Genomic DNA, 21,949 nt, shown 5'->3' with positions numbered 1-21,949 from the left:
CATGATCGATGCCGTAGTGGTTTCCCGTAACGACGAAGCACAAGACATCTGCAGCTTCGAACTGGCCGCCGTCGATGGCAGCCTGCTGCCGCCCTTCAGCGCCGGGGCACACATTGATGTGCACCTGCCTGAAGGGCAGGTTCGCCAGTACTCGCTGTGCAACCACTCCGAAGAACGCCACCGCTACCTGATCGGCGTGCTCAAAGACCCCGCCTCACGCGGCGGTTCGCGCAGCTTGCACGAGCAGATCCACAACGGCGCCCGCCTGCGTATCAGCGCACCGCGCAACCTGTTCCCACTGGCCCAGGGCGCCCGCCGCAGCCTGTTGTTCGCAGGCGGTATCGGCATCACCCCGATCCTGTGCATGGCAGAGCAGTTGGCCGCCAACGGCGCGGATTTCGAACTGCATTACTGCGCCCGCTCCAGCGAACGCGCAGCCTTCATCGAGCGTATGCGCGGCGCCGCCTTTGCCGATCGCCTGTTCGTGCATTTCGACGAGCAACCCGAGACCGCGCTGGACATCGCCCAGGTGTTGGCCACCCCGCAAGCCGATGTGCACCTGTATGTGTGCGGCCCGGGCGGGTTCATGCAGCACGTGCTGGAAAGCGCCAAGGCGCAGGGCTGGCAGGAGGCGTGCCTGCACCGCGAATACTTTGCCGCCGCGCCGGTCGATACCCAGGGCGATGGCAGCTTCTCGGTCCAGCTGAACAGCACCGGCCAGGTGTTCGAGGTGCCCGCCGACCAGAGCGTGGTGCACGTGCTTGAACAGCACGGCATCGCGATCGCCATGTCATGCGAACAAGGCATCTGCGGCACCTGCCTGACACGCGTCCTGTCCGGCACGCCCGAGCATCGCGACCTGTTCCTCACGGAGCAGGAGCAGGCCCTGAACGATCAGTTCACGCCCTGCTGCTCGCGGTCGAAAACCCCGCTGCTGGTGCTTGACCTCTGAGGGGCCTCACGCCGAGGGCAGGATGACCTTCATGCGCGCGTCTGCCGTTGCCGCGCCGAAGGTCTCGGCATAACGCAAAGTGGCATTGGCGTGCTCGCGCATGATGGCTTCGGCGCGGGCACCCTGCCTGCTGACCAGGGCATCGAACACCGAATGGTGCTGCATGTGGGCGTAGTTGAAGCGCCGGTATTCACGCGCCAGGTCATGGCGGTCCACTGCCAGGGCGGTGACCGAGGCGAACGGCAGGTGGTCATTGCGCGCCAGGGCATCGGCGATCGCCGGGTTGTGGCTGGCTTCGACGATCACCTGGTGGAAGCGCATGTTGAGGTCATGGTAGGCCTGCAGGTCCTCTTCGGTGACGAAGCCTTTGCCGAACAGCTGGTCGCCTTCGACCAGGCAGCGCTGCAGCGCCTCTTGTGCTTCGTGCGACAGGCCACGCTCTGCCGCCTGGCGGGCGGCCAGGCCTTCGAGCACACCGCGAACCTCGACTGCGCCGGCGATGTCGTCTGCGCTGACCGAACGCACCTGAAACCCACGCCCGCCAAAGCGCACCAGCAAACCTTCCTGCTCAAGGGTGCGGAATGCCATGCGCACCGGCATGCGCGAAACACCGAAGCGTTCGGCGGTGGGGATTTCCATCAGACGCTCGCCGGCGGCCAGCTCGCCGGAGGCGATCATCTTGCGTAGCGTAACCAGCACCAATTGACCGGGCTTGCTCATCCAGGCAGTTTCCAGAGACGTGGGCGGCCATCTTAGCGTAATGGGAAAGCTTGTGGACCGCCTGGGGTGTGGCTGAGGGCGCAGAGGTGCTCGCCTTGATGCATTGGGTGGTTTTGAGATCGAGCGCCGCCCGCGCGGCGCTTCGCGGCGCAAGGCCGCTCCCACATTTGTTTCGGGCCAGTGAGTCCTGTTATATAGGCGCGCGCCCCCTTGTCTGTACGACGCTATATCGAGGCGGGCGCCAAGGGGCCGCGCGCCAATGCTTCAGACATAACTGGCCCGAAACAAATGTGGGAGCGGCCTTGCGCCGCGAAGCGCCGCGCGGGCGGCGCTCGATCTCACAGGCGCCAAAAGCACCAAGCCATGCCCCTACCCCCCCAAATGCAACCGAGGCGAATGCGCCACCAACGTTCGGGTGTAATCATCAACCGGCCACCCAAGCACCTGCTCCACAGACCCCTCCTCCACCACCCGCCCCCGCCGCAACACCAGCACCCGATCAGCAATCGCCCGCACCACCCCAAGGTCATGGGTCACAAACAACACCGCCAGCCCCTCCCCCTGCAACCCCCGCAGCAACGCCAGAATCGATGCCTGCACAGACACATCCAGCGCCGAGGTGATCTCATCGCAAACCAACAACCGCGGCTCGCAGATCAGCGCACGGGCAATCGCCACGCGCTGCCGCTCGCCACCCGACAAACTCTGCGGGTACAGGCCTGCCACACGCGCCGGCAGCGACACCCGCGCCAGCACCGCCTCGACCCGGCGATGCGCCTCATCACCGCGTACACCAAAAAAATGCGCCAACGGCGCGCTGAGGGTTTGCGCGATCGTCTGGCATGGGTTCAAGGCCCGGTAAGGGTTCTGAAACACATACTGTATCTGGTGACGCAGCCGCGCATCACGCTGACGCGCCGAAAACGCCAACGGCTCGCCGCCATAGCGTAGTTGGCCCTGCACGTTCTCGCCCAACCCGGCGATGGCCCTGGCCAGGCTGGTCTTGCCCGAACCGGACTCGCCCACCAGCGCCAGGCACTCGCCTGGCGCCACCTGCAAAGACACATCGAACAGCACCTGGCGGTCGTACGCCACATCCAGCCCCTGGACCTCCAGCAACACACCTTCACCCGGCGCCGTGACCGACTCGACAGCGACGTCGCCACGGGGCAATACCTCACGGTGCGGCACCAGGCAGGCGACCTGATGACCCGCGTCGAGCGCCGACAGCGAAGGTTCTATCACCGCACACTCGGCACGCCGCCGGGCACAGCGCGGGGCGAAGGCACAGCCCGCAGGCCGCTGCCCCGGTGCCGGTGCGTGCCCGGCGATGGCTTGCAGCGGCTGACGCCGGGCAATGTCAGGGATCGCCGCGAGCAAGGCGCGGGTGTAGGGGTGCGCCGGGGCGCTGAACAACCTCTCGCGGCCCGTCACTTCAACCAGCCGGCCGGCATACATCACCATCACCCGGTCGACCAGGTCACGGACCACGGCCAGGTCGTGGGTCACGTACAGCGCCGCCACACCATGGCCTCGGCACAGGCGCTTGAGGGTGTCCAGCACATGCGCCTGGGTGCTGACGTCCAGCGCCGTGGTGGGCTCGTCGAGCACGATCAGCCTCGGCCGCAGCACAAACGCCAGTGCCAGCATCACCCGCTGCTGCTGCCCACCGGACAACTGGTGGGGGAAACGCCGCAGGAAGGCCGCATCATCCGGCAAGCCGACATCGACCAGGGTCTCCTGGATACGCTGCTGCACTGCATCGCCCGGCAATTTCGGCAAATGCGCCAGCACGGTTTCGCGCAGCAATGCGCCAATGCGCAGGGCCGGGTTCAGCGCGGTGGCCGGGTCCTGGGCGACGTAGCCGACCAACCCGCCGCGCGCCAGGCGCAGGGCCTCGCCCTCGAGTTCGAGCACCGCCTGCCCGGCCACCGCAATGTGCCCACCGGTAATCCGCGCACCCTGCCGCGCATGGCGCAACAAGGCGGTGGCCAGGGTGGTCTTGCCCGAACCGGACTCGCCCACCAGCCCAACGATTTCACCCGCTGCCAGGCTGAACGAGACATCGGCCAGCACATCCACCTGCCCGGCCAGCTCCACCCGCAGGTCACTGACCTGCAACACGTCGCTGGCAATCTTCACCGCCGCCGTCATGGCTGCTTCTCCCCGATACGTGCACTGACCCGGCCGATACCCTCGGCCAGGATATTGGTGCCATAGGCGAACACGGCAATCAGCAGTGCCGGCGCCAGCACCGCCAAGGGCTGGACCAGCAGGCCGGCCTGGTTCTCGTTGATCATCAGGCCCCAATCGGCCGCAGGCGGCGCTACGCCGTAGCCCAGGAAGCTCAAGCCCGAGAGCATGCCCACCGCCCAGGTCAACATGTTGCCGAAGTGCACCAGCAGCGGCGTAAGAATGTTCGGCAGGATTTCGTTGAACAGGATGCGCCAGCGGGAGTAGCCCATCATCTGCGCGGCCTCGACAAACTCCTGGCCTGCCACCGCCACCGCACTGCCACGCGCAAGGCGGATGACCCCGGGGGTGAAGGCGATGGCCACGGTCAGCACAATCAGCCACGGTGCACGGCCAAGCATCGACACGATCAGCAGCACCAGGATCAGGTCCGGGAAGGCCAACGAGACATCCGCCGCCCAGCTGATCGCCTGGTCCAGCCGACGGCGCGAGAACCCGGCCAACAGGCCCAGGCTACCCCCGACCAGCAACGCCAGGGTGACCGCCGCCACCGACATCCACAGCACCGACACGCCGCCGCTGAGCAGGCGTGACAGCAAGTCGTGGCCAAGAAAATCATGCCCCAACGGCGCACCGGCAGTCGGCGGGCCATACACCGGCCCGACCATGGCCGTGGGGGCATGGGGCGCGAGCCAGGGGCCAAGTACAGCCACCAGCACCACCCACGAGGTAATCACGGCGCCGCGCCGCACCTGCGGGTCGGCCAGCCAGCGTGCGTCAGTCATGAGTAGCCTCCTGGGCAGGTGTGCTGCGTGCGCGCCGCCACCAGGGGCGGATGCCGCGCCGGTTACGGCGGATCATCTTGACCCGGCGCGCGGTGCGCAATTTGGGGGTGAGCAGAACGGTGAGCAGATCCGCCAGCAGGTTGATCAGCACCACGGCCAGGGTGATGACCAGCACCACGCCCTGGATCATCGGCAAGTCGCGCATCTGGATCGCCGCATTGAGGGCGGTGCCGATACCGGGGTAGCTGAAGATCACCTCGGCCAGCAGCGCGCCGCCTACCAGCGTGCGCAGGGTCAGCGCCACGCCCTGGATCGCCGGGGTCAGGGCGTTGGGCAAGGTATGGCGCCAGACGATAAGCCGCTCCGGTATGCCGCGCAGGCGGGCGGCAACCACATAATCGGACTCCAGCGCCTCGATCATCGAGGCACGCACCATCCGCGTCAGGTACGGCAGCGCCGACAAACTCAGGGCAACCACCGGCAGCACCAGCGACGGCAGCTGCCGCCACAGGGGCAGTTGCGGGTCAAGGATCGACACCGCCGGTAGCCAACCCATGCCAGGCATGGAAAACAGCAGCACCAGGCCGACGGCCAGCAGAAAGCTCGGCGTGGCCTTCAACAGGATCAATGCCGACAAGCCCCAGCGGTCCAGCGGACGATCACGCCGCAAGGCCAGGCTCACGCCGAGGGTGAGTGCCAGCGGCACCACCAGCGCCAGCACGCCGGCCAGCAGTGCCAAGGTATGACCAAGACGACCGAACAGCAGCTGCGCCACGGGCACCTGTGAGTCCAGCGAAATACCCAGGTCACCGCGCAGCGCCGCGCCCATCCAACGCAGGTACTGGACCAGGATCGGCTGATCGAGGCCCAGTTGCTGCTGCAAGGTTAGGATGCTTTGCAGCGGCGCATCGGGGCCAAGAATGACCCGCGCCGGGTCCGAGGGCAGCGCCTGGGTGGCGATGAACACCACCAGGCTGATGACCCACGCGGTCAGCAGGCCGTAGCCCAGACGGCCTATGAACCAGGCCAGCCAGGCCGGCGTACGTGGGGAACGGTGAGCGTGATCAGGCATGGTTCAACCAGAGTTCATCGAAGCGCCAGGAGGCGAAAGTGGTCTGTTCCGGGGCAAGCCCACCCACCTTGGCGGACGCCGCATCGAGCACGTCGGAAAAGCCCCAGATCAACAGGCCGCCGCGTTCGTGCTGGATCACCTGGGCCTCGTGCACCAGCGCTTTACGCCGCTCAAGATCCGGTTGGGCCAGGGCCTGGTGGAACAGTTCGGTAAAGCGAGGGTCATGGAAGTTGCTGCGGTTGTAGATGGCCTGCGGGGCATCGTTGTGCAACGCCGAGGCGAGGAAGCCGCGGGCCGGCGTCGACCCCGGCGACAGCTGCCACTGCTCGCGCTGCGGGCCGTTGAATACCGAGCCATCGACCTGGTTGACCTTGACCTGAACGCCCGCCTTCTGTACTTGCTGGGCAAACACCAGGGCGGCATTCACGCCGGGGCCTGGCGTGGTGGTCAGCTCGACGCGCAAGTCGTCCTGCCCGGCCTGGCGCAGCAGCGAACGGGCCTGATCGAGGTCGTAGGGGCGCTGGGCGAGCGCATGGTTGTAGGTCGGGTCGTGGGGCGAATACAGGTCGTTGGCGATGCGGCCGAAGCCATTGAGCCCGCGCGCTACCAGTTCCTGGCGGTCGGCGAGCAGGCGGAACGCCTGGCGCACGCGCACATCCTGGAAGGGTGCCTTGGCCAGGTTCAGGTTGAAGCCGGTGAACGACGTGCTGGGCGAGGCGTACAGGCGCAGGCGCGGGTCGGCCTTGAGCAAGGCGCTGTGCTCGGCCTGCACCCCGCTGGCCACGTCCAATTGCCCGGCACGCAAGGCGGCGGCCCGCGAGACCTGGTCCTTGAATTCGATGATTTCCAGCTCATCGGCATAGGGGCGGTTGGGCTTGTAGTAGTTTTCGAAGCGGGTGTAGAGCGAGCGCTGCCCGGGGATGAAGCTTTTCAGCTTGTAAGGCCCCGCCCCGACCGGGTTGGTCACTGGGTGGTAGTCGGTGGGCACGATGCCGCCGAAGCTGATCAGCGTTTCATCCAGCGGGTAGAAACTCTGCCCGTGTTTGAAGCGGATCTCGAGGGTGCGAGGGTCGACTTTGCGCAGCGCCTGGCGGTCGATGGCACCGACCAGCCCGGCAAACGGCGACGCCAACTGCGGGTCGGTCAGGCGCAGGATCGAGAACAGCATGTCGTCGGCCGTGATGCTCTTGCCATGGTGGAACTCCAGCCCCGGCTTGATGCGGATGGTCCAGGCGCTGGCATCGGCATTCGGTTCGGCGAATTCGGCCAGGGCCAGGCGCGTGCTGACATCCGGGTTCCATTCCCAGAACTTGGCGTACAGCGCCCAGCCGCGGATGATCCCGCCGCCCACCGGTTTGTGAGCATCGAGGTTGCCGGCCTGGTCACCGTCGATGATGCCCACGCGCAAACGCCCACCGTGCACCGGCGTGGCCGCCAATGCGGCGGCGCCAGCCGTTGCCGCAGGCGCGCCGCCGTCGCAGCCGCTGAGCAGCCCGCCACCGAGCAGCAAGCCTCCCCCCACGGCCAGGCTGTTGCCGAGAAACACCCGGCGCGAAAACAGCTCACTCATCACCCTCTCCTTACGCCGGTTGCGCCACAGTCGGTTTGGCCTGGGCGCCGAGGCGCGGCACTTCGAAACCATGGTCCAGGTCGAGCAGCGGGAACAGCAGGTCTGCCACCCGGTGGGCTTCGTCGATCAGCGGGAAGCCCGACAGGATGAACGCCGAGGTGCCCTGGGCTTCGTATTCGCGGATCCGCGCGGCCACCTGTTCGGCGCTGCCAACCAGGTAGGTGCCGGCAGCCGGGCCCAGCAGGTTGAAACCGAACAGGCTGGGGCCCAGCCAGACGTTGGGGTGGATTTCCAGCTCACGGGCGGTGGGCAGGCGCCCGGCGCGAATGCTGTCAAGGTTGCGCTGGATGCGCGGGTCGTCGCTGACATAGCTGTCCAGGGTCTGCCCCGCCGGCAGCTGGCGCTCGATGGCCGCCCGGGCGGTGGCCAGCGAGGTGCGCTGCAGCAGCCGCTCGGCATGGGCCCAGGCTTCTTCTTCGGTCTCGCGCACGATGATTTGCAGGCGCGTGCCATAGGTCAGCTCGCGGCCGATTTTTGCGGCTTCTGCCGCCACCCGGCGGAACTTGTCGCCGAGTTTTTGCGGGGTATCGGCGAAGCTCAGGTAGACGTCGAGCAACTGCACCGAATGGGCTACGCCCGGCGCTGAAGTGCCTGCGCCCCACAGCGGGATGCCGGGTTTCTGCCTAGGGGGGTGCCAGCCGCCCAGCGGGTGGCTGGCCGCCGCTGGCGCACGTGGCGAGAGCTTGACGTAGCGCCCGTGGTAGCCCGCGGTTTCGCCGGCGTAGAAGCCCTGGAACGCGCGCCAGTATTCCAGGCTGAAGTCGTAGCGTTCATCGTGCGGGTAATGTACGCCCAGTGTGGCCAGGCCTGCGTCGTTGCCATTGACCACATTGAACAGCAGGCGGCCGTTGGAGAACTGGTCGAAAGTGAGTGCCCACTTGGCCAGTACCGCAGGTGACAGTTCGCCTGGGTGCTGGGCGACCAGGAAGCGCAGCCGCGATGTGGCATCGATCAGGGCGGCCGACACCGCGAGGCTTTCGTTGGGGCTGGAGCCGAGCAGCGAGCCGTAGAAGCCCAGGCGATCAGCCGCGATGGCCAGTTGCTTGAGGTGCTCGAAATCGGTGTTCCAGCGGCCTTCTGGCTCCCAGGGATAGGGGCCGTCGGGGGTGGTGAGGTACCAGAGAATTTTTACTGCCATGGGGCTGTTCCTTGAGCGGGTGAGTAGGCCTTGGGGGGCTGCTATGCAGCCCCAGCTATCGCATCAGCTACGCCGATCGATGCCTGGCACCAGCCCCAGTTCGGTTGCGCGCTCATACAACCCACTCATCTTCCACTGCTGGGTCAGCACCCCAGGGCCATAGGGCCGCGAGCCGCCCAGTGCATCAGCCAGCAACTGAATCTGCGCGCCCTCCTCCAGCAACAAGATGAACTCGGCCGTTGCCCGCAGCCCCTGCTTGCCCCACACGGTGGAGCCGCCGTTGGCTTCCAGAATGGCCAGGTTGAACGGGTTTTCGGCAATCTTGTCGAGGATGAAGTCCACCTCGGCCTGACGCCGGTCGATGTACACCGGCAACTCCCTGGCCAGCTGATAGCGCTGCACCGGCACATAGTGGAACGGCAAGGTGCGGTGGGTCTGGGCCCAGGCGCCGAGGTAAGGGCTGTGCACATGCGAGACCGTGGTGATGTCAGGGTGCGTGTGGAACAGTTTGGTGTAGCGGCCCAGGCCGCCTTTGCCCTTGCCGACGATGACGTTGCCAGAGAAGTCGGTCACGGTGGCCTGCAGCGGCTTGCGGTGGTTCCAGGGGCCGCCGTAGTTCACCGACACCAGCAGCTCTTCACCGGGCACGCGCTCGATGAAACCGACCGTGCCATTGGCGGTGATGGTGTTGGTCTCGCGGAACACGGTAAACGCAGCTTCGGCTTCAGCCACCACCTGGTCGATGAAGGCTTGCAGTTCGGCAGTGACGGGGCGTTCGTTGATCAGTACGGTCATGTTCAATCTCCGGGTGCTAGTGCAAGGTCAGGCGCGGCGCTGGGCCAGCAGTTCATGGGCAGCTTGCAGGGGCCGTGGGTCGACCCAGTCGGCGAGGCTGAAATCGGCTTCCAGGAAGCCATGCAGGTACAGAAAGTCTTTTTGCCTGCCGAGGAAGGCCAGGCGTTGCTCGGACAGGTCCGGCGCCAAGGTGGTGTGGAAGGCCCCGCGGTAGGCGTCGGCCACACCCTGGCTACCGGCGCGGGTTTCGTCTTCGAGGAAGCGGTTCAGTGCCTCGCGGTTGCCCGCGGCCCACTCGGCAGCGCGCAAGGTCTGGGCGAGGAAGCGCGCGACCAGGTCGAAATGGTTGTCGAGCAAGCTCTGGTGCACGGTGATCGGCCTGGGCGTACCGTTGTTGATGCGGTGGCGCGGGTCGGGCAGCAGGTCGAGGTCGACGCCCACCACCAGGCCCAGGCGCCGCGCCGCATCGGCAGCTGCCGCGCCCTTCACGTAGACGGCGTCGACTTCGCCGCGCACCAGGTAATCAAGGCCAGACCACAGGCGCTGCAGGCCCAGTTGCGGGGTAGCGGCGCTCGCCTGGTCGAGCAGCGCCACCTCCACCAGTTGCACGTCATCCAGCTGCAGGCCGGCCGAGGCCAGGGCGCCTTTGTAGCCCTGCAGGCTCATGGCGCGGGCAATGCTGCCGGGGCGGCTGTCGCCCCAGGCCGGCAGGGCCAGGCGCTTGCCGCGCAGGTCGGCGGCGCTGCGGATGCCTGCGTCGGGGCGCACCAGGATGGTCTGCCATTCTTCGATCCAGGTCAGGCCGATCAGCCGGCTTGGCGAACCGGCGGCACGGGCGGCCAGTGCCGGCACGTTACCGCCTTCGCGAAACAGCCCTGGCAGCTGGTGATCGTAATGGTGGTGGCCGAGCTGACGGGCCTCTTGCAGGGTCGAGACCGGCAAACCGTCACGGGCGAACTCTTCGTCCAGCCAGCCAAGCTTGTAGGCAATGCCCGAGGCGGTGGGCACAGGGCAGCGGGTGAACCAGATGCGGTCCAGGGCGGTAGGGTCGTCGGTTTGCGTTGCGGCAGTAGCACGTGTCATGGGGTGGCTCCTTGGGCGTCGTGAAAGCCCCATTGCAGCGTGCGTGCCAACCGCTGGAGGCCTTGATTTACGCGGAACTCGTAGTCGCTCGCAGGCCCTGGCTGCTGGGCACGGAGCAGGATTGCGGGCGGGCTGCTGCCAGACCAGCAGGGGCACTGCTGCTGGGGCAGCAAAAGCTGGCGAGGGCCACGTGGAATGGGGCCTGGCGAGGGGTGGCAAAGATATTGCTCAAGGGCATTTGACCGCGGTGTAGCCATTCGCGGGTAAACCGCCCCCACAGGGGCCGTGCACGCCCTGTGGGGCAGGTTTGCCCGCGCAGCAGGCGCACTGGCCCCTCAAGCAAACCGAGACCTTTCCATGAGCGCCATAGAACCCAGCCCCACCCACCGCTTGACCAGCGAGGCCGAAGCCATCGCTGCTGCCCGCGAGGTCGCCGCACAGATCGCGGTACTCGCCGCCGACCCGGCCAACAACGGCCAACTGCCGCGCCGCCAGGCCGAACTGCTGTCCAGCAGCGGCCTCACCGCCATTGGCGTACCGGCCGAATTCGGCGGCCTGGGTGCCTCGGTGCAAACCCTCGTCGAAACCGTGCGCCTGATCTCCATTGCCGATGGCGGCGTCGGCCAGTTGCTGCAGATTCACAACGTGATGCTGCGCGGCATTTTCACCGGCTACGCCAGCGAAGTACGTGACCGCCTGATCGCCGACGTGCTGGCCGGCAAGCGCTTTGGCAATGCCCTGGCCGAGGTCGGCGGCAAGAACAAGTTCGCCCTCAAGACCCGCGTCGAGCGCCGCGCCGATGGCAAGCTGGTGCTCAATGGCAGCAAGTTCTACTCCACCGGTTCTTACCTCGCCGACTGGATTTCGCTGACCGCCGCCAGCGAGGACGGCGGCGTTGGTGTCCTGCTGCACCGCGACACTCCCGGGCTGACCCTGGTCGACGACTGGCAGGCCTTCGGCCAGCAGAACTCGGTCAGCGGCACGGTGAACTTCGACGATATCGTGCTCGACGAGCGCTATCTGTCGCGGCGCAGCGGCCCGATGAAGCGCACCGGCCTGACCTTCCCGCAGATTCTCCACGCGGCCATCGACACCGGCATCGCGGCCGGCGCGCTGCAGGCGGGCGTCGACTACCTGCGCGAGCATGCGCGGGCCTGGGTGGAAAGTGGCGTCGAGCGCGCCAGCGACGAGCCGCATGTCATTCGCCAGATAGGCGAGTACGCGGTGGCCCTGCGCGGGGCCGAGTCAGTGCTGCGTGATGCTGCGCGGGTGTTCGACGCGCATGAGCGTGACCCGGAGGACAAGGCCCTGCAGGACGAGCTGATTCTCTCGGTGGCGACTGCCCGTGCGCATTCCGATGGCGCGTCGCTGAAGATCGCCAGCGACCTGTTTTCGCTGCTGGGGGCCAGCGCTTCGTTGAGCAAGTGGAACCTTGACCGATTCTGGCGAAACGCGCGGGTGCATACCACCCATGACCCGATTCGCTGGCGGCTGCATAACGTGGGTAACTATTACCTCAATGGTGCCGATCCGGGGGAGTACACCGCTGTGCTCAATGCCAAGGAAGCGCAGGGCGCGACGCGCCGTTGAGCTTTTGAACCCGGGGGGGGCGCTTTGCGCCCCCATCGCGACGCAAGGCCGCTCCTACAGGGGCCGTGTCGCTTTTGATCGAGCCTTTTCATGAACCATCCGCTTCTTCGTGCCTTGGCCATTTATCGTGAAATGCCCTGGCGCTTTGCGCTTGTCACCACGTTGTACATCGCTGGCAACCTTGGCCTGGTCTGGCAGCAATGGCTGATCGGCCACGCCGTGGACGATGTCAGCGCCGGCCGTGCCGTGGTGCGCCTGGCTGATGGCGGCCTGGACGCCGCCGTGGCCTGGCACTGGCTGTGGCTGCTGCTGGCCATCGCGCTGGGCCGTGGCCTGCTGCAGTACGCGGCAGCGGTGCTGTCGCTGGTGCTCAGCCAGGCCCTGCTGACGCGCCTGCGTGAACGTATCCTGACCCAGGTGCAGCGCCTGCACCTGGGCTACCACTGGCGCCACGGCATGGGTGAGTTGGTAACCCGCACCACCCGCGACGCCGACAAGGTGCGTGATGCGCTGATCACCTTCTGGCGGCAGATCATCGAAACACCCCTGGTGGTGATGGCGGCCGTGGGGCTGCTGAGTGGGTACGACCCGCTGCTCGGCCTGGTGCCACTGTTGCTGACCGGGGCCGGGCTGTGGCTGTTCGTCGTGCAGACCGATCGCCTGGTCAGCCTTGACCGAGCGGTAGGCGCCGCCTACGACCAGGTCAGCCAGGACCTGGCCGAAGGCATCGGTGGTGTACGGGTGATCAAGGCATTCGGTCTGGAGGGCCAGCGCATCGAGCGTTTCGCCAGCCAAGTGAACGTGTTCACCGGCCACGCACGGGCAGCCCTGGCCTACGCCAGCTCGCGCATTCCGCTGCCACAGGCGGTGGTGGCACTGGGGCATGTGTGGATCCTGGTGTACGGCGCCCATTGTGTGGCAGCGGGTACGCTGGGCATCGGCGAGCTGGTCACCTCGCTGCTAGTGGCCACCACGCTGGTGTTCCGTATCGAAGGCATCGGCCGGGTCATGCAGACCTTCGCCGACGCCCGTGCCAGTGCCGAACGTATCTGGCAGTTGCTGGACGAGCGCCCGGCGATCGTCGGCGGCCAAGCCACCCTGCCCCCGGGGCCGCTGGGGCTGAAACTGGCCCAGGTACGGGTCGGTGCGCCAGCGGGTGAGCGCGACATCCTGCATGACTGTTCGCTGACCCTGCAGCCCGGCGAGGTGGTGGCACTGGTCGGCGCCACGGGCACCGGCAAGAGCCTGCTGGCCAGCCTGCTGCCGCGCCTGGCCGACGTGCAGGGCGGCGCTGTGCTGGTCGGCAGTGACGCTGCAGGTTGGCACGATGTGCGTGAGCTCGACCTGGCCGCCTTGCGGCGGCGCGTGCAGGTACTGCCTCAAGAAAGCTTTCTGTTCTCCGACAGCCTGGCCGCCAACCTGCGCCTGGCGGCCCCGCAAGCCAGCCCTGTACAACTGCGCGAAGGGCTGCGCCTGGCGGCGGCAGAGGACGTACTCGAACGCCTGCCCCACGGCCTCGACACCCCGCTGGGCGACCGCGGCGTGACCCTCTCCGGCGGCCAGCGCCAGCGCCTGTGCCTGGCCCGGGCACTGCTCGGCGCGCCCGACATCCTCTGCCTGGACGACGCCACCAGCGCGCTGGACGCCCTGGGCGAGCGCCAGGTGCTGCACAACATCCGCCGCCTGCGCGGCAGCACAGGCCAGGGGCCGACCTTGCTGCTGATCACTAGCCGCCTTTCGACCCTGCTGTTGGCCGACCGCGTGCTGATGCTGGAAAACGGCCACATCAGCGCCAGTGGCAGCCATGCCGAGCTGAGCGCGAACAATGCCCACTACCGCGACCTGCTGGGGATCGACCATGACTGATACGCGCAACAAGACCCCCAGCGACATCGAGATCGAACAACATCTGGCGCGCCAGGCCTTGGACCGTGGCATGTTGCACCGCCTGCTACCACTGCTGCGGCCGATTCGCCGGCAGATCCTGGTAGTGATCGGCATCGAACTGCTGCTGGTGTTCACGGTGTTTCTGCGGCCCTGGTTCGTGCGCGAGCTGCTCGACAAGGGCCTGGTACCCAGCGCCGATCACTGGTTGCTGGACGAACGCCTGGTGCTGTGGCTGGGCTTGGGTCTGGCGGCCAGCTGGCTGGGGCGCTTCCTGCTGGCGGGGGTGTCGCAGTTCATTGCCGGGCGGGCGGCGATCCGCGTGCTCAACGACCTGCGGGTGAAGGTATTCGCCCATGTGCAGGCGCTGTCGGTGAGCTACTTCGACCAGACGCGCGCCGGGCGCATCATCTCGCGCGCCGATCGTGATGTGGATGCTCTGGAGCCGCTGCTGGTGCAAGGCCCGCCGGAGCTGCTCGGTGCCCTGCTGCGCTGCGGCCTGGCAGCGGTGATGCTGTGGCGTATCGAGCCAAGCTTCTTCTACAGCCTGGCCGCCACGGTGCCGCTGCTGGCCCTGGCTACCTGGCGTTTCAAACGGGTTTCGCAACGCAACTGGGCCAAGGTCGCCGAACAGCGCAGCCGTTTCACCGCCCACTTGGTCGAGAGCGTGAGCGGGGTGAGGTTGATTCAGCAGTGCGGCCAGGAACAGACCAACCAGGCGCGCTACCGGCGCCTGCTGGAGGACTTCAACCAGGCCCTGATACACGGCAGCCTGCGCGCCGGCTGGTTTGCGCCGTTCACCGCACTGCTGAGCACGGCCGGCATGGCGGTGTTGCTGCTGGTCGGCGGCCATGGCCTGGCAGAAGGCAAGGTCAGCGTCGGCCAGGTGGCCGAGAGCCTGTTCTATGTGTTCCTGTTCCTGGGGCCGCTGCAAGAGCTGTCGGACCTGTTCGAACGCTACGCCACCGGCAGTGCCTCGGCGCAGCGGATCTTCCTGCTGCTGGACACCCGGCCACAGGTCCTTGACCCCCCCTCGCCCCGCCCGCTGGCCAGGGCACGCGGCCAGGTGGACTTCGAACACGTGGGTTTTGCCTATGCGCCGAACAGCCCGCGCCCGGTGATCGACGGGCTCGACCTGCATATCCGCGCCGGCGAAGTCCTGGCCATCGTCGGCCCGTCCGGGCATGGCAAGAGCACCCTGGTGCAGTTGCTGACGCGGTTCTACGAGGTGCAAAGCGGCGCCGTGAAACTGGACGGCATCGACTTGCGCGAACTGGCCCAGCATGACCTGCGTCGCAACGTCGGTGTGGTATTGCAGGACAACGTGCTGTTCAGCGGCAGCATCCTCGACAACCTGCGCCTTGCCGCCCCCGGTGCCGACGCTGCACGGCTGGTAGCGGCAGCCCGCGAGCTGGGGGCCGACGAGGTGCTCGAACGGCTGCCCCAGGGTTACCACACCGAAGTCGGCCCGCTGGGCGCGCACCTCAGCCACGGCCAGCGCCAGCTGGTGTGCCTGGTGCGCGCCTACCTGGCCGACCCGGCGGTGCTGGTGCTGGACGAAGCCACTTCAGCGGTGGATGTGCATACCGAACGGCGCATCCAGCAAGCCCTGCGCCGGCTGTGCCAGGGCCGCACAGCGATCATCATTGCCCATCGGTTGGCGACCATCCGCGATGCCGACCGTATTGCCGTGGTCCGGCATGGGCAGGTGGTGGAGCACGGCGTGCATGCTGAGCTGATGGAGCGTGGGGGGGCTTATGCGGCGCTGTATGAGGCGTATTTGCGCAGTGCCGGGGAGGTTGTTGCAGGGGCGCTGGTGTGATGTAGCGGCTGGCATGCCTTGGGATTTTTAGCGCCTGGGAGATCGAGCGCCGCCCGCGCGGCGCTTCGCGGCGCAAGGCCGCTCCCACATTTGTTTCGGGCCAGTGAGTCCTGTTATATAGGCGCGCGCCCCCTTGTCTGTACGACGCTATATCGAGGCGGGCGCCAAGGGGCCGCGCGCCAATGCTTCAGGCATAACTGGCCCGAAACAAATGTGGGAGCGGCCTTGCGCCGCGAAGCGCCGCGCGGGCGGCGCTCGATCTCCCAGGCGCTAAAAATCCAAAGCCATGCGACCTGGCTTCCCCATGACCTCAAATGCCCCTGCACTTCGCAGGCTCTCTCATGCTGCTCCCCCAGCATCCACTGCTTACCGATTGCTGCCACAGCAGCACCCGGCCCTCTGCCCTCTGCGCAAACCCCTGCCCCATAAGGCTGCCGCCGTGCATGGCACAGCGGTTGCACCTGCCTATCCATCCGCACAACCGCCCCCTTCAGGAGCCCCCATGACCACCGAATTCTTCTGGCGCCTGCCCCTGGGCACCGATGGCCCGCAGTTGTCCACCGACCGCCATAACCGCGGCAACCCCCACCACCGCCCCGGCAACATCGCCCCCGGTCGCCTGCCCAATGGCGACAGCGATGGTTTCACCTACATCGACTACATCGCCCAGGTGGCCAAGGCCGCTGAACTGGCGGGCTTCGAGGGGGCCTTGCTGCCCACCGGCCCCGAGCCGTGGATCGCCGCCGCCGCGCTGGCCCGCGAAACCCGCCGCATACGCTTTCTGATCGCGTTCCAGGCCACCTGGACCCTCCCCGCCTATGCCGCGCAACAGGCCGCCATCCTGCAGAACCTGAGCGGCGGCAGGCTGGACTGGAACATCATCACCGGCGGCAACCCGGCCAGCCAGCGGGCCAACGGCGACTTCCTCGAACACGACCTGCGCTACAAGCGCACCGGCGAATTCCTCGATGTGATCCAGGGCCTGTGGCAGCAGGACACGTTCTCCTACGAAGGCGACATCTATCGCCTGGAACACGGCAGCCTGCCAGCGGGCCTGCAACACGAACGCAAGCCGGGTGTGTACTTCTCCGGGTTTTCCGATGCCGCGCTGGAGGTGGCTGCACGCCACGCCGATGTGTACCTGAACTGGGCGGAGCCGATCGACAAGCTCAAACCCCATATCGAGCGGGTCAGCGAGCTGGCCGACAAACAAGGGCGCACGGTGCGCTTCGGCCTGCGCGTCGACCTGTTCGCCCGCGAGACCGAAGAGCAGGCCTGGCGTGAACTGCGCCAGCAGTTCGAGCGCCTGGAAGGCAAGGCCAGCGCCTCTGCCAAGGGCTTCGTCAGCGGCTCCGACTCGGTCGGCGGCGCGCGCCAGGCGGCCTACCACCAACACCTGCAAGGGTTCGACGAGTTGGTCCTGGCACGCAACCTGTGGGCCGGTTTCGCCAAGGCCAAACCCGGCCCGACCGTGGGCCTGGTGGGTAGCCACCAGCACATCGCCGAGCGCCTGGCCGAATACCGTGATGCCGGTTTCAGCACCTTCATCCTGGCCGCCAACCCGCACCTGGAAGAGGCCTTGCGCATTGGCCAGGAAGTGCTGCCGCTGGTACAGCAGGCTGCGGCCACCACCCCCTTGAAGGCCAACGCCTGAAGCCGACCGGAGCAAGCACATGAGCAACCCCCTCGACACCCTGTGGTATACCCGCTGCCCAGTACCCACCGGCCTGGGCATCGCCGTGCAGCAAGGCTGGCTGCAGGACGACCTGGCCAGCCTCGGCACCCAGGTGCAGTCGCTGCGCGAGGCCGACCAGCAGGCGGTGCGCGAATCGCACTTCGACCACAGCCTGCGCAACTCGGTGCGCCACGGTGGCAGCATTCCGGCGATCTGGGCCCGTGCCCAAGGGCGGGACACACGCGTGATCGGGCTGTCCTGGGCCGATGAGGCGCAGTTGATCCTGACCCGCCCAGACAGTGGCATCCACACGGTCAAAGACCTCAAGGGGCGCCGCTTCGGCCTGCCCGACTGGGCCTCGGCGCAGATCGACTTCACCCGCGCCCAGGCCTTGCGTGGGCTGGAAAACGCCCTGAAGCTCGAAGGCCTGCAAGTGGGCGACGTGGCGTTGGTCAACTACCACTACGACGGCACCTTCAGCGACCGCCCGGTGCGCAATGTGGCCGGTACACCGGTATCCAGCAGCCAAAGCGAAGGCCGCAACCTGGAGCTGGCCGGGCTGCTGCGCGGCGAGGTCGATGCCATCTTCCTCAAGGGCGCCAGCGCCGTGCAACTGGCCCATGCCTTTGCCTTGCACACGGTGATCGACACCGGCAGCCACCCCGACCCGCTGATCCGCAGCAACAACGGCACGCCGCGTACCTTGGCGGTGGACAGCCACCTGCTGGCGCAGCACCCGCAGGTGGTGCGCACCTTGCTGTCGTCAGTACTGCGCGCCGAGCGCTGGGCCCATCAGCACCCCGACGAAACCCGCCGCTACCTGGCCCGGGAAACCAACAGCAGCGAATACTGGGTCACGGTCGCTTACGGCGCCGATGCCCACTTGCGCCTGAGCACCCGGCTGGAGGAGCAGGCCATCGACGCCCTGCAAGATTTTGTCGAATTTCTCAAACGCTGGCGCTTCATCCCGAACCGTTTCGAGGTACGCGACTGGATCGACCGCCAACCGCTGGACCACTTGCTGGCACCCACCCCCCTGGACAGGAAGCCCATTACCCCATGACCAAGCCACTGGAAACTCTCTGGTACACCCACAGCCCTGTGCCCACCGGGCTCGGCATTGCCGTGCAATCCGGGCGCCTGGCCGAAGCTTTTGCGCCGTTCGGCACCAACATCCAGTCGTTACGCGAGTCCAGCGAACGGGAGGTGCGCGAAGCCCACTACGACCATCACCTGCAGAACTCCGTGCGCCACGGTGGCAACATCCCGGCGATCTGGGCCTATGCCAGCGGGGTCGAAACCCGGGTGCTGGGGCTGTCGTGGAGCGACGAGGTGCAGCTGATTCTGACCACCGAAGAAAGCGGTGTGCGCAGTATCCGCGACCTGAAAAACCGCCGCTTCGGCCTGCCCAAGTGGGCCAACGTGCAGATCGACTTCACCCGCGCGCAGGCCCTGCGCGGGCTGGAGAACGCGCTCAAGCTCGAAGGCCTGAGCGTGGCTGATGTCGAACGGGTCGACTACCCCTACGGCGGCACCTACAGCGACGATGCCAAGCAGCACCTGTACGGCGCCGAAGTGAGCCTGGACACCAGCCGCTTCAGCCGGCGCAACAATGAGCTGATCGGCCTGCTGCGCGGCGACATCGACGCGATCTTCCTCAAGGGCGCCCACGCGGTACACCTGGCCCACGAGTTCGGCCTGCGGGTGGTGGTCGACACCGGCAGCCACCCCGACCCGTTGATCCGCAGCAACAACGGTACGCCGCGCACCTTGACCGTGGACAGGCACCTGCTGGAAGAGCACTTCGATGCCAGCCGCACACTGGTCGACACCGTGCTGCGCACCGAGCAGTGGGCCTGGGCCAACCCGGAGGAGACCCGGCGTTTTCTGGCGCGCGAACTGAACACCAGCGAGTACTGGGTAGCGGCAGCTTACGGTGATGATGCCCACCGGCGCTTGCGCACGACGCTGGATGGGCGTTCGATCGACGCGTTGCAGGACTTTACCGAGTTCTTGTTCAGGTGGGGGTTCATACCGCGCCGGTTCGACGTGCGCGAATGGATCGACTTCAGGGTATTGGAGAGTGTGATCGGCTCGACTTCGCGGTTGGCGGTGTGATTGCAGGGGGGCCGCTTGGCTGCCCCAGCATTCCTGATGAGCAGCTGCTGCCCCAGCAGCACCCGCCAAGCACCCCACTGCTGCCAGATCGGCAACAACCTACAAATCAAATCAAATAACCTATATAAATCAATAATTTATCAACCTGGCACAGTCCCTGCTCTAGCTCTCCCCAACAACGCTTTACATACGGGGAGATTCACCATGCACCAGCGCCATCCACTAGCCCGCCAGATCAGCCTTGCACTGCTGCTGGCCAGCACCGGCGGCCAAGCCGTCGCCGCCGGCGAAGACACCAAGGCCGAGCCAGCCCTGGAAACCGTCACCGTCACCGCCCAGCATCGCGAGCAGACCCTGCAGGAAGTGCCCGTCGCCGTGTCGGCGATCAAGGGCACCAGCATCACCGCCGATGGCGTGCGCTCGATGGGCGACATCACCACCTTCGTGCCCAACGCCTCGGCCAAGAACCCCGACGGCGATGGCCGCCCGCGCTGGTACATCCGCGGCCTGGGCACCGGTGATACCGGTGCGGCGACGGTCTTCCCGGTGGGCATCTACGCCGACGACGTCTACCTCAATGCACCGATCGCCGGGGGCGGCCCCCTGTTCGACCTTGAACGCATCGAGATCCTGCGCGGGCCGCAGGGCACCTTGTATGGCAAGAACACCACCGCCGGTGCGGTCAATGTCATCTCGAAAAAGCCGGCCTTCGACACCGACGGCTACGGTACCGTCGGCTTCGGCAGCAAGAACGAGCGCATCGTCACCGGTGCCATCGGTGGCGCGCTGGTGGACGAAAAGCTGGCCGGGCGGGTATCGCTGTATTCCGAAGAACGCGATGGCTTCCAGAACAACGATTTCGACGGCAACACCTATGGCGACGTGAACAAAAAGGCGATCCGCCTGCAGTTCCTGGCCCAGCTCAACCCCAACCTGGACGCCCTGCTCAAGCTGCACAGCCGCCAGTTCAAGGGCGACGGCAGCAACGGCTCGCTGCCGGTGGGCCGTTATTACAACGTCGGCTACGAGCGCCCCAATGGCCGCGATATCGCGCTCAACGTCAACGAGGACTACCGCCTCGACCACGACGGCGCGTCGTTGACCTTCAACTGGTACCTGGGCGATTACACCCTGACCTCGATCAGTGCCTACGACTACATCCGCAACCGCTCCACCAGCGACGCCGACTACACCCCCTATGAAGTCAACGGCGCGGCAATCACCGACAACAGCTACCGCCAGTGGTCCCAGGAGCTGCGCCTGGCATCGCCGGAAGACCGCCCGCTGCACTGGCTGGCGGGCGCCCACTACTTCCATGAAGACCTGGACAGCTCGGCCCAGCGCATCGTCACCCCAGGCCCGACGCCCAACGGCACCGGCTCGAACCAGGTTGGCACCACTGCGTTGCGCGACCTGGGCTATGACCACCGCACCGACAGCTACGCGCTGTTCGGCAACCTGACCTACGACTTCACCGATGATTTCAGCGTCACCGGCGGCCTGCGCTGGACCCAGGAGAAGAAGGACATCGACCTGGACCTGGTGCAACTGACCCGCGCCACGGCCAACGGCCCGCTGATCCCGCTGGGCGGCGTGGGCAGCAACGGCAACCGCCAGGAAGACAAGACCTGGGAAGCCTGGACCTACGACCTGACCCCCGAGTACCGCATCAACGACAACCTGCGGGTGTTCTTCCGCTACGCCCATGGCTTCCGCTCCGGCGGCTTCAACACCGGGCTGTCGACCAGCCTTGCGCAGTTGACCACGGTCGACCCGGAAGAACTGGATGCCTACGAGCTTGGCCTGAAGTCCGAGTGGTTCGACCGCCGCCTGACGGTCAACGCCAACGTCTTCTACTACGACTACTCGGACATCCAGGTGAACCTGCTGACGGTCAACAATGGTGTACTCACCACCGCCTTGACCAACGGTGCCAAAGGTACGGTCAAAGGTGCCGAGCTTGAGATCGAAGGCCAACCGACCGACCGCCTGCACCTGCGCGCGGCGGTGTCGTTCCTCGACACCGAGTACACCGACTTCAAGAACACCAACCCCACCACGGGCGCGGTGACCGGTGACTACAGCGGCAACAGTTTCGTGCGCTCGCCACGCAACGTGGTGTCGCTGGGTGCCGACTACACCATACCGCTTCAGGTCGGCGGCAAGCTGGTGGCCGGCGGCGACGTGAGTTTCCGCGACAAGGAATACTTCCTCGCCGACCGCCAGAGCAGTGCCGACGAGACCCTCAGCCAGCCGCACTACACCCTGGCCAACGCCCGCCTGACCTGGTTCAGCCCTGATGACAAGTTGAGCGTGAGCGGCTTCGTCAACAACCTCACCGACCGCCGCTACCAGGTGCATGGCCGGCCCAACGGCACTGCCGGGCAGTACGTGATCACCTACGGCGACCCGCGCACGGTCGGGCTGAGTGTCACCAGCCGGTTCTGATTTTTCTCACAAAGGGGCCGCTGCGCGGCCCATCGCGACGCAAG

16 protein-coding genes are annotated in these 21,949 nt (G+C 66.5%); 8 read left to right on the top strand and 8 right to left on the bottom strand.

Translation table 11 applies throughout. The features are described 5' to 3' along the window. Position 1: 1 nt before the first annotated feature. Positions 2–952, top strand: a complete 951-nt coding sequence (locus tag LJX93_RS10375) for a PDR/VanB family oxidoreductase (protein ID WP_227697136.1) — start codon at positions 2–4, stop codon at positions 950–952. Between the two features lie 6 nt (positions 953–958). On the opposite strand, the gene LJX93_RS10370 is transcribed toward LJX93_RS10375, so the two are convergent. The 8 genes from LJX93_RS10370 to LJX93_RS10335 all read right to left on the bottom strand — a co-directional run bounded on the left by LJX93_RS10370 (position 959) and on the right by LJX93_RS10335 (position 10,368). Then, positions 959–1,672 (bottom strand): GntR family transcriptional regulator, encoded by a 714-nt coding sequence (locus tag LJX93_RS10370; RefSeq protein ID WP_033697173.1) that lies wholly within the window; start codon positions 1,670–1,672, stop codon positions 959–961. 369 nt (positions 1,673–2,041) lie between these two features. Further along, a complete protein-coding gene (locus tag LJX93_RS10365; protein WP_033697168.1) occupies positions 2,042–3,826 on the bottom strand; it encodes an ABC transporter ATP-binding protein in 1,785 nt (594 codons plus the stop codon). Next, the gene (locus LJX93_RS10360; protein WP_227697134.1) at positions 3,823–4,650 is read right to left on the bottom strand and encodes an ABC transporter permease; all 828 of its coding nucleotides are present in this window, start codon (positions 4,648–4,650) and stop codon (positions 3,823–3,825) included. The genes LJX93_RS10365 and LJX93_RS10360 overlap by 4 nt, the downstream gene beginning before the upstream one ends. Then, a complete protein-coding gene (locus tag LJX93_RS10355; RefSeq protein ID WP_033697165.1) occupies positions 4,643–5,722 on the bottom strand; it encodes an ABC transporter permease in 1,080 nt (359 codons plus the stop codon). The genes LJX93_RS10360 and LJX93_RS10355 overlap by 8 nt, the downstream gene beginning before the upstream one ends. Continuing rightward, complete coding sequence (locus LJX93_RS10350) at positions 5,715–7,292, bottom strand: ABC transporter substrate-binding protein (protein WP_227697133.1); 1,578 nt, start codon at positions 7,290–7,292, stop codon at positions 5,715–5,717. The genes LJX93_RS10355 and LJX93_RS10350 overlap by 8 nt, the downstream gene beginning before the upstream one ends. A gap of 10 nt (positions 7,293–7,302) precedes the next feature. Further along, positions 7,303–8,490 carry an LLM class flavin-dependent oxidoreductase gene (locus LJX93_RS10345; protein ID WP_033697161.1) on the bottom strand — a complete coding sequence of 396 codons (1,188 nt, stop codon included), beginning with the start codon at positions 8,488–8,490 and terminating at the stop codon, positions 7,303–7,305. A 63-nt stretch (positions 8,491–8,553) separates the two neighbouring features. Next, the gene (locus tag LJX93_RS10340; protein ID WP_033697159.1) at positions 8,554–9,285 is read right to left on the bottom strand and encodes a class II aldolase/adducin family protein; all 732 of its coding nucleotides are present in this window, start codon (positions 9,283–9,285) and stop codon (positions 8,554–8,556) included. 27 nt (positions 9,286–9,312) lie between these two features. Then, entirely contained in the window at positions 9,313–10,368 is a 1,056-nt protein-coding gene (locus LJX93_RS10335; RefSeq protein ID WP_047583975.1) for an ABC transporter substrate-binding protein, read from the bottom strand. A 357-nt stretch (positions 10,369–10,725) separates the two neighbouring features. Between LJX93_RS10335 and LJX93_RS10330 the strand changes: the two genes are divergently transcribed. From LJX93_RS10330 to LJX93_RS10300, 7 genes are all read left to right on the top strand, one after another. Then, complete coding sequence (locus LJX93_RS10330) at positions 10,726–11,958, top strand: acyl-CoA dehydrogenase family protein (RefSeq protein WP_227697131.1); 1,233 nt, start codon at positions 10,726–10,728, stop codon at positions 11,956–11,958. Between the two features lie 90 nt (positions 11,959–12,048). Beyond that, positions 12,049–13,824 carry an ABC transporter ATP-binding protein gene (locus tag LJX93_RS10325; protein WP_033697152.1) on the top strand — a complete coding sequence of 592 codons (1,776 nt, stop codon included), beginning with the start codon at positions 12,049–12,051 and terminating at the stop codon, positions 13,822–13,824. Next, on the top strand, positions 13,817–15,664 hold the full coding sequence (locus tag LJX93_RS10320; protein ID WP_095065241.1) for an ABC transporter ATP-binding protein: 1,848 nt from the start codon (positions 13,817–13,819) through the stop codon (positions 15,662–15,664). Before LJX93_RS10325 ends, LJX93_RS10320 begins: the two co-directional genes overlap by 8 nt. Positions 15,665–16,166: 502 nt before the next feature. Further along, on the top strand, positions 16,167–17,318 hold the full coding sequence (locus tag LJX93_RS10315) for an LLM class flavin-dependent oxidoreductase (protein WP_033697148.1): 1,152 nt from the start codon (positions 16,167–16,169) through the stop codon (positions 17,316–17,318). Between the two features lie 19 nt (positions 17,319–17,337). Next, positions 17,338–18,402, top strand: coding sequence for an ABC transporter substrate-binding protein (locus tag LJX93_RS10310; protein ID WP_033697147.1), 1,065 nt, complete (start codon positions 17,338–17,340; stop codon positions 18,400–18,402). Then, positions 18,399–19,457, top strand: a complete 1,059-nt coding sequence (locus LJX93_RS10305) for an ABC transporter substrate-binding protein (RefSeq protein ID WP_033697146.1) — start codon at positions 18,399–18,401, stop codon at positions 19,455–19,457. Before LJX93_RS10310 ends, LJX93_RS10305 begins: the two co-directional genes overlap by 4 nt. 204 nt (positions 19,458–19,661) lie before the next feature. Beyond that, complete coding sequence (locus tag LJX93_RS10300; RefSeq protein ID WP_033697144.1) at positions 19,662–21,905, top strand: TonB-dependent receptor; 2,244 nt, start codon at positions 19,662–19,664, stop codon at positions 21,903–21,905. The last annotated feature ends 44 nt before the right edge of the window (positions 21,906–21,949 follow it).

The sequence above is a fragment of the Pseudomonas sp. HN2-3 genome, from assembly GCF_020691745.1.
GTDB lineage: Bacteria > Pseudomonadota > Gammaproteobacteria > Pseudomonadales > Pseudomonadaceae > Aquipseudomonas > Aquipseudomonas capeferrum.
Note: the sequence above shows the minus strand (reverse complement) of the source record. Positions and strands in the feature narration are given on the sequence as shown.